Annotated in this window: 15 protein-coding genes and 3 pseudogenes; 11 read left to right on the forward strand and 7 right to left on the reverse strand. The window is 21.4% G+C overall.

Annotation, left to right across the window (positions count from 1 at the left end):
- The first annotated feature begins 26 nt into the window (after positions 1-26).
- On the forward strand, positions 27-1,274 hold the full coding sequence (locus ACE38S_RS04385) for a hypothetical protein (RefSeq protein WP_374696559.1): 1,248 nt from the start codon (positions 27-29) through the stop codon (positions 1,272-1,274).
- 42 nt (positions 1,275-1,316) lie between these two features.
- Here the strand turns inward: ACE38S_RS04385 and ACE38S_RS04390 are convergent.
- From ACE38S_RS04390 to ACE38S_RS04400, 3 genes and pseudogenes are all read right to left on the reverse strand, one after another.
- Positions 1,317-1,418, reverse strand: a pseudogene (locus tag ACE38S_RS04390) (IS5/IS1182 family transposase); the annotation flags it as partial.
- Between the two features lie 409 nt (positions 1,419-1,827).
- On the reverse strand, positions 1,828-2,037 hold the full coding sequence (locus ACE38S_RS04395) for a hypothetical protein (RefSeq protein WP_374696560.1): 210 nt from the start codon (positions 2,035-2,037) through the stop codon (positions 1,828-1,830).
- Between the two features lie 13 nt (positions 2,038-2,050).
- The gene (locus ACE38S_RS04400; protein WP_374696561.1) at positions 2,051-2,329 is read right to left on the reverse strand and encodes a hypothetical protein; all 279 of its coding nucleotides are present in this window, start codon (positions 2,327-2,329) and stop codon (positions 2,051-2,053) included.
- Positions 2,330-2,401: 72 nt separating this feature from the next.
- On the opposite strand from ACE38S_RS04400, the gene ACE38S_RS04405 reads away from it, so the two are divergent.
- The 10 genes and pseudogenes from ACE38S_RS04405 to ACE38S_RS04450 all read left to right on the forward strand — a co-directional run bounded on the left by ACE38S_RS04405 (position 2,402) and on the right by ACE38S_RS04450 (position 11,295).
- Positions 2,402-2,572, forward strand: a complete 171-nt coding sequence (locus ACE38S_RS04405) for a hypothetical protein (RefSeq protein ID WP_374697180.1) — start codon at positions 2,402-2,404, stop codon at positions 2,570-2,572.
- A gap of 596 nt (positions 2,573-3,168) precedes the next feature.
- Positions 3,169-3,563: pseudogene (locus tag ACE38S_RS04410) on the forward strand (DUF3627 domain-containing protein).
- A gap of 241 nt (positions 3,564-3,804) precedes the next feature.
- On the forward strand, positions 3,805-3,891 hold the full coding sequence (locus tag ACE38S_RS04415) for a DUF2649 family protein (RefSeq protein ID WP_374697137.1): 87 nt from the start codon (positions 3,805-3,807) through the stop codon (positions 3,889-3,891).
- Positions 3,892-4,967: 1,076 nt separating this feature from the next.
- Positions 4,968-5,367, forward strand: a pseudogene (locus ACE38S_RS04420) (hypothetical protein).
- Between the two features lie 988 nt (positions 5,368-6,355).
- Positions 6,356-6,589: a spiroplasma phage ORF1-like family protein gene (locus tag ACE38S_RS04425; RefSeq protein WP_374696562.1), complete on the forward strand. Its 234-nt coding sequence runs from the start codon at positions 6,356-6,358 to the stop codon at positions 6,587-6,589.
- A 1,677-nt stretch (positions 6,590-8,266) separates the two neighbouring features.
- Entirely contained in the window at positions 8,267-8,461 is a 195-nt protein-coding gene (locus tag ACE38S_RS04430) for a hypothetical protein (protein WP_374696550.1), read from the forward strand.
- Positions 8,462-8,551: 90 nt separating this feature from the next.
- Positions 8,552-8,779, forward strand: a complete 228-nt coding sequence (locus ACE38S_RS04435) for a hypothetical protein (protein ID WP_374696563.1) — start codon at positions 8,552-8,554, stop codon at positions 8,777-8,779.
- A 203-nt stretch (positions 8,780-8,982) separates the two neighbouring features.
- The gene (locus ACE38S_RS04440) at positions 8,983-9,129 is read left to right on the forward strand and encodes a hypothetical protein (protein ID WP_374696564.1); all 147 of its coding nucleotides are present in this window, start codon (positions 8,983-8,985) and stop codon (positions 9,127-9,129) included.
- 549 nt (positions 9,130-9,678) lie between these two features.
- Positions 9,679-10,077 (forward strand): hypothetical protein, encoded by a 399-nt coding sequence (locus tag ACE38S_RS04445; RefSeq protein WP_374696544.1) that lies wholly within the window; start codon positions 9,679-9,681, stop codon positions 10,075-10,077.
- A 1,041-nt stretch (positions 10,078-11,118) separates the two neighbouring features.
- Entirely contained in the window at positions 11,119-11,295 is a 177-nt protein-coding gene (locus ACE38S_RS04450; RefSeq protein WP_374696565.1) for a hypothetical protein, read from the forward strand.
- A 139-nt stretch (positions 11,296-11,434) separates the two neighbouring features.
- On the opposite strand, the gene ACE38S_RS04455 is transcribed toward ACE38S_RS04450, so the two are convergent.
- The 4 genes from ACE38S_RS04455 to ACE38S_RS04470 form a co-directional block, all read right to left on the reverse strand.
- Complete coding sequence (locus ACE38S_RS04455) at positions 11,435-12,385, reverse strand: IS30 family transposase (protein ID WP_374696566.1); 951 nt, start codon at positions 12,383-12,385, stop codon at positions 11,435-11,437.
- A gap of 321 nt (positions 12,386-12,706) precedes the next feature.
- Positions 12,707-12,838 carry a hypothetical protein gene (locus ACE38S_RS04460; protein WP_374696567.1) on the reverse strand — a complete coding sequence of 44 codons (132 nt, stop codon included), beginning with the start codon at positions 12,836-12,838 and terminating at the stop codon, positions 12,707-12,709.
- A gap of 610 nt (positions 12,839-13,448) precedes the next feature.
- The gene (locus ACE38S_RS04465; protein ID WP_374696568.1) at positions 13,449-13,733 is read right to left on the reverse strand and encodes a hypothetical protein; all 285 of its coding nucleotides are present in this window, start codon (positions 13,731-13,733) and stop codon (positions 13,449-13,451) included.
- 557 nt (positions 13,734-14,290) lie between these two features.
- Entirely contained in the window at positions 14,291-14,530 is a 240-nt protein-coding gene (locus ACE38S_RS04470) for a hypothetical protein (protein WP_374696569.1), read from the reverse strand.
- Positions 14,531-14,587: the final 57 nt, after the last annotated feature.

Raw genomic sequence — 14,587 nt, forward strand, 5'->3', positions numbered from 1 at the left:
TAATAAAATTAAAAGAGGAAACAAAAATGAAAAAATTATTAATTATTTTAGGATCAATAAGTTTAAGCACAGCAAGCACAACAAGTTTAAATGCTTGTAATAAACCACAACAAGAAAAATATTCATATAAAGTAGAAAATATAAAAAATATAAATGATAATATAAAAAAAATTAAACATAACGAACAAAACAATGACATTTATTTTATATCAGATAATAATATTTATGTTTTAAAAGAAGGAGAAACAATAGCAAAAAAAATTAAAGGGATAGAAAATATTTATGCTAATACAATAGAAATTGATAAAAATAAAAATGTTTATTTTGAGGCAAATGATAGTGTGTTTGTTTTAAAACAAGGTTCAGATACACCAATAAAAATTAATAACATAAATTATGCTGTTTATTCTATTAAAATTGATAAAAATAATAGTGTTTATTTTGGAACACAAAATGGTGTATATATTTTAAAAGAAGGGGAAACAACAGCAACAAAAATTAAAGGGATAGAAAATGATTCTGCATATACAATAGAAATTGAATGTAAAAAAAACAACATTTATTTTAAAACCGATAAGAATGGTCTTTATACTTTAAAGGTAGGGGAAACAACAGCAACAAAAATTAAAGAGATAGAAAATGGGAATATTAGTAATATTAATATAACAACTATGGACAACGTAATAATAAATGATGAAAAAGATAATGCTTATTTTGTGGATAGAAATCGTAGTATGTATATTTTAAAAAAAGGTGAAACACTAGCAACAAAAATTGCTAGTATTAATCAAAATAATGTTTCAATATTAATTGATAAAAAATATAACATTTATTTTGTTGCTGAAAATAATAATGTTTATAAATTATCTGCTGGTTCATACACTCCGACAAAAATTGATAATATTGTTAATGTCTTAGAAAGAAGACAAGACGGTCTTAATGCAGTTGATGAAAATAATAATATATATTTTGGAACCAATAATGGTGTTTACTTTTTAAAAAGTGGCGAAATAAAAGCACTTAAAATAATTGATAATGAATATATTAATTTTATATTTATATATAAAAATATTGTTTATTTTGGAACCAATAATGGTGTTTACTTTTTAAAAAGTGGCGAAATTATACCAACCTTAATAAAAGAAACAAAAAAATTAGGAGATGCAAATGGTTTTTACATAAATAATATAAAAAATATTATTTATATTAGAACAAACCATGGAGCTTATAAATTTCCAATGGAATTTGTGGTTAATAAAAAAGCAGGGGAGTAAATTATTAATAAAATATATATTATACTTGGTACATAACTATAACTAGCTTAATTCAAAATTATATATTCCTAAAATTAAGTTAAATCGTAATCCAAATCTTCTAATCTTATTGCGATAACAATAAACTAGTATTTTAAATCTTTTTTATCTAGCAAAAAACATGTTAAACAGCAATTATAACTTTACTTAGAAAGCTATTATATTCCTTTTTATCTGTATTTAAAGGAATATTTTTTTTAATTTTGTAGAAAAATGAACTTGTCAATAAAAGTGGACATTTAAAATATGATGCTGTATATGTATAAACGGCAAATTTATATCTTGTTGCATTATTCATCAGATAATACTTTTATTAAAAGGATTTATGAAAATATCGTTTATTTTGTGTAGGGAAAACGGTAAAAAATCTGTTTTTATGATAAAAATTATAAATTTAAAGATACTATCCGATCAATAATGCAAATAAATTTATTATGTTTTTAATATAAAGATAAAAAAACAATCTTACAATAATTGTTTTTTGCTGGTTAATCGCACAGGACGCCTTACTGATTTATTCTTTCTTAGTATCAATTTTAGCAACTATATGTTTAATAATTCCCTTGGGTTCAACTACTGCTCCACCCAAATATAAAAAAACTCTTTCCATAATCAAAGTATTACCATTCCAGTCCCTAATTCCGTAGCACCAATTATTAATATAAAGATGGTCTTTTTTTGTGTAAAATAAGAGGGTCATATTTTTTACTAAATTTAAAGGCAATTGTATTAACACATTATGGTAATAGATTAATTATTCTTTCTGAACCATCTTTATTAATAATTAGTATTTTTTTTATGAACCATATAGTTGGAACCATATAATATGTTGTTCTTTCAATAGTTTTCATTGCCCCACTTGTTCTGATTACACTATTTATTTGGTCATTTGTTCAAAGTTGTAGTTGTAATTTATCATGCGGAATGCCACGAATAAAATCAGCTGAACCTAATACAACTGTTTCTGATGGGGTAAAGCCATTTTCATATATTTTTGTAAAAAATTCCCCACACACATTTTGTGCTTTTGTGGTATTTACAGTTTTATAAATAAATTTTATTAATATTTTGAATAAGTAGTTGAAATTATGCAAACAAAGCAATATTTTATTTTCCGGTCGTTATTGAAAAAGTATGATAAAGATAATATTATTAATACTGTCAATAAGATTGCAAAAGATATTGAAATTAAAAAGGAAATAATAAATTATCCGTTAATAAATTTACGCGGGATAATTTATTCAATAATGTTTTTTTAAAAGGAGAAAAACGACACCGAGCAGAGCAAATTTGCAAATTTAAATTTTTTAATTTATTGAAAGGAATTATATCACACCAGTATGATTAACATGAATATTTAGTATTTTGATTTTGTTAGGAATTTTTGCATGAATTGGTTTATCAATTTATCAAAAAATTCGCCAAATTAAAGCAAATAAAAAAAAAAAAGAGGATAAGAAATAATGTTAAGTATGTATTTAACAACAACGGTTAATTTTCTAGATGCAGATAATCCTAATATTTCAGGTGGAATGGATTCCATTGAAGTGTATATTAAGACAATCTATGATGAAAGTTAAAGATGCTGTTTATACTATACTACCACAATTAATAACCTTTTGGTGATGCGTGAATTATTTTAATTCCATTTGGTATTTTTGTTGTTGTTAAGATATTAAATTTTTCCGTGTTATGGTTAAAGGATTTTAGTGGTAAAAAACTAAGGCACACTAATTTATTTATATTTTATTAATTTATTTTATATAACTATTACTTTAAACTTAATAATATTTTTCGTTGTGCAAATTTTTACTATTTTATATATTTAACAATGTTTATTAAGGAGTTGATAAAATTGAGTAATTTTGTTAAGAAAAATAAAAATGTAGAAAATTATTTTATTTGTAAAAAGTTGATGGTTTTTGAAACAGAAAAAGCAAATTTTATAAATTTACCCAATCATAATCATCATATTGGTTTTTGATTGAGTAATAAATTTATTTATCCTAGTGAAAAACATTCGGACAAGTAGCGATTGGTTTAATTTATGATAATTCTTATTATATTGTAAGATATGATGAAAATTTTAAACAACATACTTGAATTTTTTTAACTGGAACATAATTAATTAATTTGTATAATAAATATAAACAAAATTATTTTAATCGTATGCATAAAACATTATTTTCAAATAAACCTAAAAAAGTAAAGATAAATAGCAATAATAATTTAACAAATTTAAGTTATTAAAAAGTACAACAATTAATTAATGACTTAGAAAGTTTAAATTTAATGAGCTTATATGATTGTTTAGTTAAATTTGTTAGTTATATTATTGGTTCAAATGCTCCTGAATTTTTATATATTTTATCATTTATATTATTTATAGTTTTATTTTTTGGAATATTTTTTAAACTTATTAAAAAAATGTGAAGTTTTTAAATATGCAAAATGATTGAGAAAAATTAAAAGAGTTTTTTTATTCATTTTTTTGTTTATAAATAAAACGAATGTTGAAAATATTACAGCTTTAAATTTAACACAAAATGAATATTTAACTATAATGGTTGATGTTTAAATTGTAATTTTTTTTAAATTGGTTTTTACTGTGAATGATTTTTAAAATAGTTAAGTATTTTAAGTAATAAAAAAATCTTATATTTTTCTTAAAAAATTATTGTTATATTAGTGGTTAAATGATTTTTTTTAGTTTAATTGATTTATTAAATTTGGATAATTTAATTAAATTATAGTGATTTAGTATTTTGATTATTATTTGCTTTGCAATATGTTTATTTTGTGTGATGAGTATGGAAAAAACATATTTTATTAGTTAAATGCTTTTCAGTTAGTTAATTTTGTTTGAGATAATCCATTATCGGTAATTATTGGTAAATTATGAACGGGAAAAACTTTATTTTTAACTTATTTATCACAAGTTATGAAACTTTTAACAAAAAGAATTTATAGTAATTATCCAATTGAAGATAATGCAATAAAACTTTTTAACTTTTAATAATTTAGATTTTACTGATAGAACTAAACTGGTACCACCCGATGATAGTTTAATATTATTTGATGAAAGTTTTTTATATATTGACGTAACTAGTCCTAACAAAGTTAAAAAAGTTCATGGTGGTAAAAGTGTATGAATTATTTTAGCAAGACATTTTAAAAACAGTGCAATTTTTACTGTTCATCGTGAGGACATGATGTGAAATAATATTAGTCATTTAACAAGTGGTATTATTATTCCTATTTCATTAAAAAACCTGTTAAGTCAAAATTAGGTAATATTTTTAATCGTAGTTTTGTTATGCGAATTGGTATTTTTCAATATATTACATATTATGAAATTTGAAAAACAAAATCATAATAACGAACAGCAGAAGGCAAAAGAGCAAAACACAAATCAGATATTTGATTAGGAATTAGGTTTTTAAAAATAATTATTCCATTAAAATTTGTTAAAAAATATGATAGTTAATAATTAAAGTTTGTTCGTGATTTAAAAAATGATGAAATAGTTAATTATAAATAATATTACTGTTCAGAAATTACTAAATTAAGCGTTAAAGATCGTTTAGATTTGCTTGATATTGATATTTTGAAAAAGAATTTAAAACTTAAAAAAGAAAAAAGGAAGTGGTAAAAATGATTAATTTATTATCAAAAAGTAGTAATTGATATAAAATTTTTAGTTTTATTTTTGGTGTTTTTTGTTTATTTTTGATGTAATTTGAAATATAAAATTACCAATGACAAATATGACAATTGCTTATTTTATTATCTTTTTTATGATTGTTAAGTTATCTATTTATGCAATTCATGGAACAAGAACTCAATACAATTAATTAGGTTAAACAGTACAAAATGATTTATCAAATATTTATTCTGAGAATGCTCATGGGGTTTCAAACACTAAACAAGGTATACAAAAACACATTAAAAAACATAAACAGTTTAAAATTAATTGTAATAAATAACAATTATCGAGTTTAACAAAACAAGCAAAAAAACAAGAGAACAAAGATATCGGAGAGTGAATAAATAATTATTAGATTAGTTTTATTAGTTGCAGCGATGACTATTTTTTGTACTGATTTTATTACTGTGATTATTAATCAATTAACATCAGCAAAAAATATTATTATGGATTTATATAACTAAGATACTTTTTTACTTTTTTTATTTGTAAAATGGCAATTTTATTTAGTCATCATTTAATGTTAACAATATCAAATTTATATATAGTTGGGTTTATTGTTTCAAAAACATTGTATAGTTAGTAGTTGAAATTATGGATAATAAAAATTAAAGGAAAAAAAATAGTTTATTTATTTCTTGGATTGATTTAATTTTGTATCTTATTACAAGTTTTTCATTAACCTTTGTATTTATATTAGATACAGTTTCAACTATTGATGAATTAAAAGAGAAATATGCTGGTATAAATGGTTATATAATTTATGTTTTATGATTTGATATATTATGATATATTTTAATAATTCATTATTTTTATGGTTATTTGTTTAATCAAATTATCAAATTAATAAAAGAAAATAAAAAAATAAGGTGGTAAAGAATAATGTGTAAGTCATTATTCTTTATTTTCAGTAGTAATTTTAGGTTTTTTGGGTTTAATTATTCCTTTTATTACTTTAACAGCATTAAAACTGTTAGATCAACAAACTTATACTGTTAATCAACAAAAAAAATAGGAATAAGTTAAACTGATTTTCTTAATACAATGTTTTTACGCAGTAGTTTTTTGAAAATTAGTCGAAGACAAATTATTTTATTAATCCTACTTTAAAAATATCTCAATCATTAACTTATAATGATAAATGATATATTGTAATTGTAAAAAAACAAAATGATAATTTTTATATTATAAAATTTAATTTTTCAAATAAATCAATTTGAGATAATAGTAGATTTCCTTATCATGTTGTTAATGGGATATTATATGATATCTTTTTAAATCATATTATTGTTGAAATGTAGTAAAAACGAACCTGAAACGCCAAAAATAGATACTAATGACAAATCCCATTTTTGGGAATGATAACGAGTATCAAAATGTTCGTTCTTTTTTATTAAAGTATATTAATATTATTGTGCAGGAAAATATTATAGTTAAGCAAGGTGGAAATCCAAACTATGATAATCTAAATTTGAGTAATCAAAGAATAATTTTTAATTTTGAAATTATTAATAATTTAGATAAATCTAGTACTGATATTAATTTAACTAGAAAATCAATGGTCGCATAAATTATTTTGTGGTTTTAAATTAATACCTTATAAATCGTGAAATAATATACCATTTACTTAATTAGATTATATTACTTTTAATTTTGTTGTCAATATATTTTTGTATTTTTTAAAATTTTTCATAATATTAGATATTGTCATTAAACTAATTTTTAAATGTTCCATAGTATATAAAATATCCTTATATATTTTTTCTCAGTAATAAATGATAATATTTTTTCTTTAACATCATTAGTTACTCTTTTTCATTTTTCAATTCCAACAATTAAATCTAAAAGAAAAACATATTCTTCTTTACCTATTTCTGGATTAATTTTAAAATATCTTCTTCTTTTAAAGTTATTTCTCCTTTTAAAATTATTACTGTTATTTCAATTTTGTTTTTTACTTTATATTATTTTAAACTTTTATCATTCTTATAATTTTTAAAAATTAATTTATTATAATTTTTTAAATTTTGTTTAATCAAATCGATACTTTGTTTATCTAATAAGATATTAGAGTTGTTAAAAAAGTTTTCATCAATATTTATCATTTTTTACCCTTTTTCCATATTTTAGGACTTTATTATAAAAAATAATAAAAATACAAAAAAAGATAGTAATTTTTATTTATTATGTTACAATTTAATTGTTAATTATTAGCAAATTAATTTAACTGAAAAAAAGTAAAGTAATTTACTTTTTTTATTTTGATGTAAAATGTAATTAATATAAAAAAACCGCTATGGTTATTTTATATATTTCTATTTACCCTTTTATTTAATCATATTAAATCATACTTATTAAATAATAAGTAACTTTAATATGCAAAAAGGAGTAAAAATGAAATAATTTAATTCAAAAACAGCAAGTTTACGAACATTTGAGCGTAAAATAGAGCAGTTTTGACGTGATAAATTACTTATATAATATTTTTTTTTATTTATATACTTTGAATGATTTAACCAATAAATTCAACCTTTCTCGCAAGTTAAGATATGATATTTACGCGAGTTAGAATATAATTTCTTTTATTTGAAAAACAAGTTGATAAAATAGAAAGTGAACTTATTAAACGGATGGTTAAACTTCAGAAGATACTAGGTTATATTAATAGCGTCGCATTTAATCATAAGTATTCACTGCAATAAAAACAATCGGAACAAGAATTAAACTTAAATAATCAATAGCCAATAATTATTAATTTACAAACGAATATCAGAGATATTAAAAAAGAAAGTGATAATAATGCTTAATAATTTTACTTATTTGTTAGAAACTCTTTATTGGTTATTACAAAATAGTAGTATTGGCAATAAATATCGCATTTACCAAGAAATATGAATTAGTTAATTAAATTAATCAAATTGGTACACAACGTAGTGGTTAGACTATATCAAATATTAAAATGTTTGGTTGAATTATTAAAAATTAATTTATTAATTAAAGAACCAATTTGTATAATTGCTAGTGTGTATTAGAGTAGATCTTTAAAAGATAGTATATTTCAAAATATATGAAATATGTTGGATGAAAATAATATACCTTATAGTATTAATTTATCAAATTTTACTTTTACTTTATCAAATGATAGCAAAATATATTGTAAAAATTTGCATTCACCAAGTCGAAAATAAAAATTAAAAGCATTTGTTGATTTGAATAAATATAAATTAGTTATTGATTGAAGAAAAGAATGTGACCAATTTCAAAAAAAGATTTAAGTGATTTAGATTTTGTTATTAGTGGTTATAAAAATAAAATAACAATTAATACATGTAATCCTGAAAGTTTAAAACGATATATTGTTGGTTATTGTAATGAATTATTATCTTTTAATGAAGAAATAATTTATAGTAAATATGAAAAAATTAAATATATTAAAAAATAAAATATGAAAATTATTATTCATTATTCTAGTTGAAAACTTAATTATTAATTACCATAAGATAAAGTTAATGATCGATTAAGATTGTAACAATTGGATATTGAAAGAACAAAAGTGTGGAGTTGAGAATTGCCAGAGACAAACACTAGTTGATCAATCTTTGCAAGACATATTTATATTATGCAAGTAACCGATATTGTTCAACCAACGAAATTATTGGGTGGTGTTGATATTGCTAATGCTAATAATCCAAAAAAAAATATACAACATCAGCAATTTTTTGATTATATAATTCATTTGATAAAAAAGCTTATAAAGTAGCAGAATATATGCAGTCAAATGCTACACAGCAATTTAAAATTGAATTATAACAAGTAAAAGATATTTTAGAATTTTATAACAATCAATTAAATCAATACTTTAAATTAATACAACAAGGAATATCAATAAATGTTGATGATAGTGCTTATTCAACATTATAAAGTTTAAATCAAAAGAAATATAATTACTCTTTTGGGCAATATATGACATTTAAACCAGTACAAAAACAAAAATTTAAAATAAGACATCGTATTGAAACATTTACAATGTTGATAAATACAAACCAATTAAAATGATTATGAGAAAAATGTTCTGTAAATAAAACACAATATGAATTAATTAAATGATAAAATAAACCAAATGCCAGAGAAGAAAAAATGCTAGACTTATATGGTGATATATTTAATAGTGATTTTTATACTTTACATTTTGAATTAATATCAATGGTTAAACATAATAGTTCAGCAGATTATAAATTATAACAACAAAGGGATTAAATAACTTAATTAAAAAAGATATTCATGTAAATACATGATGAGCGTGTAATAAATGCAAAAGACCATATATATCTGTTTGCGGACAAGTTAAAAAAGACTTTGTCAATAATTAAAAAAAGATAATATCGCAATATGTAAATTAAATTTATATAACAAATATATTAAAAAATATCAAAAAATTAAAGTATGTGTACAAGTTTTATCAAATGAGCCAAATTTATTAACAGTAAATATTATTAATTATGCACTTATCTTAAAATTAAAGAAGAAAAATAACCATGAATAATACTTTCCTTATTTTATAAAACTTAAATGATATTAATAGTGTTTTAAAATTTTATAATTATGATTGAACAATTAATTTAGCAAATATTATTGCTAGCCATCAAACGCGATTAATAAATGGTAAAGATATTTTATTTAAGTTTCCATCGTAAAGACATTTTAGAAAAATTAAATTGATGATATGAAACTTATAAAATAAAAAAATTAGATAAAAATGAATTAACAGCAAGTTTAATGGATAAAACTATTTTTGGTTTATTAGAAAATAGTGATGGAAATATTGATTTATGAATCAACCATTTTAACTTCATATCACGCGTAAGTAAAATAAATGAAATTGAACAAGGTGCTGATATTTGATTAAATTATCATAAATCAGATAGTGACTTTATTTTAAATTTAATTTGTACCAAAGATAAAATAGTTATTAAATGTTGACCAAAAAATAACGAGGTAGTTGTTGGACAAAATAAAACACAAATCAAAGATGATGTTAAACTTGTTTTGGTTCGATAATTTAAAAATAAATTAGGTATAGTACCTTTCTGAGAAAAAATAAATGAACCTAATCCTTTATTTTTATTAACTTCAACTACATTAAACCCTTGATCTACTATGGCAAATTTTTATAAATTACAATTTGATTTAGAAGATAGTTTTAATATTAAATCGAAAGAAAAATGAGCATATAATACACGCATTGATATGGTCAATTAGATGATAGTTTACTTGCTACCTATAATATGGGAAATAAAAAAGTATATCAAAATATTTTTGATGATATTTTTATTAAATCAAGTCAAATGGCATCAGATGAGACATCATCACAATATTTATAAGTAGTAACAATATACACCAAAATTATAAACATATACCTAATACCAAAAATCCATTATTGAGCAAAATATATTTAGCATGTCATTTTTCTAGTCCATTTGACGATAAATCAGATGGTGATCAAAATAAAACCCAATCATTATTAACTTAAAAACAAAAGACTTAGAAAAACAAGCCTATTTACAAGCATACCGTAAGCAATATTATACTAAAATGTTTGATACTGTTTTAAAATATTATGGTTTATGAGATGGCACAGGCGAACGTCCTTATGGTTTTGATTTATTAGTGCTAGTTTAGTTAACCAAATGTGACAAAATTAATTAATTACTGCTAGATTAGATAATGGTACAATGGAACCAATAAGAGCCATAATTGAATATGACAACATCGATGAATTAGAAGCAACAAAATATTTTGAAAAAATAGAGGCATAACAAGATAAAATGCAAGCCAAAGAGATCGAACATAATAATAAATTAATGTAATATGATGAAATTGGTAATAATCAAAATGCTTTACAAGGTAGAACAGAAATTAAGGATAATTAAAAAATGAGTAGAATTAATCCAGGGATTATAGAATAATTAAGAAGACAGGCCACGATACTTTAATAAATATAAGAGAAAACATAAAAAATAATGGACATTGAAATGGTATTTTCTTTTAATGTTTATAGTTCGTATATCCCCGATAATAAAACAAGTTGAAAACCTAATAATGTTAAAACCAAGTAATTACGGTATTTATTCACGAATATTTGATAATACGGAAAGTACGATTGTTAAATGACAAAATAGTTTAAAAATAGTACAAAAATATAAAGGTGAAGAAATTAATATCTTAACGATGGATGATTTTAAAAATCAACCAGTTAACTCAATTATGATCAAATAACAAGATACTTTTTGTTATAAAATTAAAAGATGAAAATAGCAATGTTTATTGAAAATTAATTGATGGTGAAAACATTTATGATATTAATATAATGTTATAATTATTAAATAAATATGCCTAATTGTAAAGTTAAGTGCAACTAAATTATTTTTCTAACCAAATATTCGATTGGTGAAAGATAATTTAGTATTTTTCTTGGTTTATGGTTTAAAGACAATATAAATTTATGAACTGCATTTTTCGTGGTATTTGAAAAATTAAATTTTTTAGGAAATTTTTCTCTAATTAACCCATTAGTATTTTCATTAGTACCTCTTTGTCAGGGTGAATATGCATTAGCAAAATAAATTTTCACATTTAAATTTTTTTCAAGTTGTTGTCAATTAGCAAATTCTTTACCTCTATCAAATGTTATAGTTTTAACAAGATTATTTGGAATAATTGATAAATAATGGCTAATGTTTTCGTTAATAACTTTAGTAGTTCTATTTTCAACTAACATTGCTAAAGTAAATCTTGATGTTCTTTCAACTAAAGTTATTAAACATGATTTACTTTTACCTCGCGATGATACTATAGTATCACCCTCTCAATGGCCAACAGTTATGCGATTATTAACATTAACATTTCGTTCTTTAATTGATTTACCATTAAATTTACCGCGATTTTCTTGAGATTTTCGTTTCTTACCTTTTCTTCTTAAATTTTTATTAGTAACCTTTTCAAGTAATCCAGAATAAATTCAATTGTAAATTGTTTTAAAACTAATAATTAATTCTTTATGAAAATTTTTAATTCTTCCATAAATTTGTTCAGGCGATCAACCTAATAATAATTTTTGTTGTACATATTTTACTAATTCTCTATTTTTAAACTTATGAAAATAAACATGTGATTGTTTTCTATTTTCTGCTTTATTTTGTGCAATTAATGAAAAATAATGATTATTATCTTTATTTCTATTAACTTCTCGAATAATAGTACTAATACTTCGATTAAGATTTTTAGCTATTTCACTAATTTTTAATTTAAATTTCAATTGATTCTCAATATAAATTCTTTCATCTATGCCAAGATGTTTATATCCCATATAAAAAACTCCTTGCTTTAATTTTTCTAAAATAAACTTAGCATCATGAAATTTTTATATGAAATTTTTTGCAATTTTATTTACTTGCACTTACAAGTATAATTTAGCAATTATTAATATAATTTTCTAAATTAATAATATTAGTTCTAATTTTATTTAATTTATCTTTAAAATTTTCAATTAATGCTAATGGTTTTTAAAAATATAATCAACTTTACTAATAGAACTTTTTTTTTTTTTTTTTTTTTACATCTTTAAATTGACATCTCTATAACCATTTAATGCATAATGATTAAAATGACGATAAATAAATTCAGATAATTATTGTCCGTTATTATCAAATCATTCTTTAATTGGTAATGCTTTTAAAATTAATTCTTTAAAATAATTACCTTTTAAATAAAATGGATAAGTAATATTTTTAATTTGATTATTTAACTTTAAATCTACCATAATTAAATTTCCTCAAATTCCATATCCATAATTAAATTATCAATATATTAATATGCGCTTTCTTCTGAATAACATTTTTCTAATACTATATTAAATAAGTCTTCTTCGCTATAAATTTTACCATCTTCATCTTTTCATATATTATTAATAATTTATCATCTCATAATCTACTTCTTCATCTTATAAATAGTCAGTTATTAAAATTTTAACCTTATCAATTTAATATAATTTTAAATTTAAGTCAAAATATGTTGGAAACGAAACATTATCTACATGTTGTTCTTCATTACCAAATTTAAGATATAAATTTAATTATCAACCTAAATCATATTCACTATCAATTTACGCATAAATAATATCTTTATTTGTAATTTTTAATGCGTTATTATTAATTCATTTTTCATTTAAGTAATTACTGATACAATATGACATTTTCTTATTCATCCTAATTATTTTTAGTGTTTAATGCTCAATGTTCATAAGTAATATCATCAAGTTACAATGGATAAATTATAAGCATTAATTTATTTAATTTGTTTTATTTATTACATTTAAAAAAATAATCTCAATATCTTTGTTTAAGACAAATTTTCTTTTTCATATAAATCTTCTAAATTATTTGATTTATTTTTTTATCAATTTGTAATATTTTTCAACCATCTAATGACAAATCTAAAATATCATTAATTTTGTAATGTCGCATATATGAATTAATAACATATCATTTATTTTTAAATAAATTTAAGTACATTTTTGCAAAGTATAAACACTGTAAATCATAATTATTTTTATGATGGAAAATACGACAATTAAAATGTTGACAATTAACTCAATCAAATGATATTGTTATTTCATTTCAAGTTTTATTAATATACAAACTTTTATATTCTGTCATTATATTTCCTCCTATTTTTAATTTGATGATAATCACTTTAAAGTGAGGAAGGTGCCAAAGCAATAGTTAGTTTTTTTATATAAGTATTTATCTATTTATCTGTTTATTTACTATACCACACCCCTTTCAATAAAGGTGAAAAGTAGCGGTATATTGTTTAATAATAATCGATAGTTGTTTTTTACTTTTATAGTCAGAGAACTCTCTTTCTTCACCAGCACCATTTCAGGTCAAAACGTTCAGTTTTTAAAATAAATTTACTTACACCTTAAAGAGATTGGTGCTATTTTTGTGGTTTTTAAAACCGCTACCATTTTTAAAAAGTAATATCTATCGCAAATTTATTTATAAAATGATCATCTCAATATTTATTGTGGTTTAATGTTGATCTTGCACTTATTACAACTATCGCTTAGTTCTAATAAACTAGCATCGATTTACATATATTTCCTAATACTACACTATTTCAGTACTCGCTTCGGCTGGCTGTGGGAATGAGTTTAAACTCATGTTATGATAAAATCACTTAATTATTTAAAATAACTGCCCACAATGCATTAAATTGTTTTATAAAATCAAAATTTTAAAAAACCAGTTTCTAAATCAAAGATAATTTTTGAATTTTCTAAGCGTTTATAAAATATCTTTTGTTTTTTATCTTTTGTCTGATTTAATAAATATTTGTGTTTATCAAAAGTTCATAAAACTTTATTTGATAAAAATTCTTCAATAATGAAGGATATTGCTTTATTGCAATTATCAATATCGCATATTTTTTGTTGTTTATTAATTTCCATTATCTGCTCCTTTTCTTGATATTAAGTTTTTTATAGCAAATTAATTAACTAAAGCAA

Origin of the sequence: Spiroplasma endosymbiont of Polydrusus formosus (assembly GCF_964263245.1) — a bacterium.
Classification (GTDB): domain Bacteria; phylum Bacillota_I; class Bacilli_A; order Mycoplasmatales; family Mycoplasmataceae; genus Spiroplasma.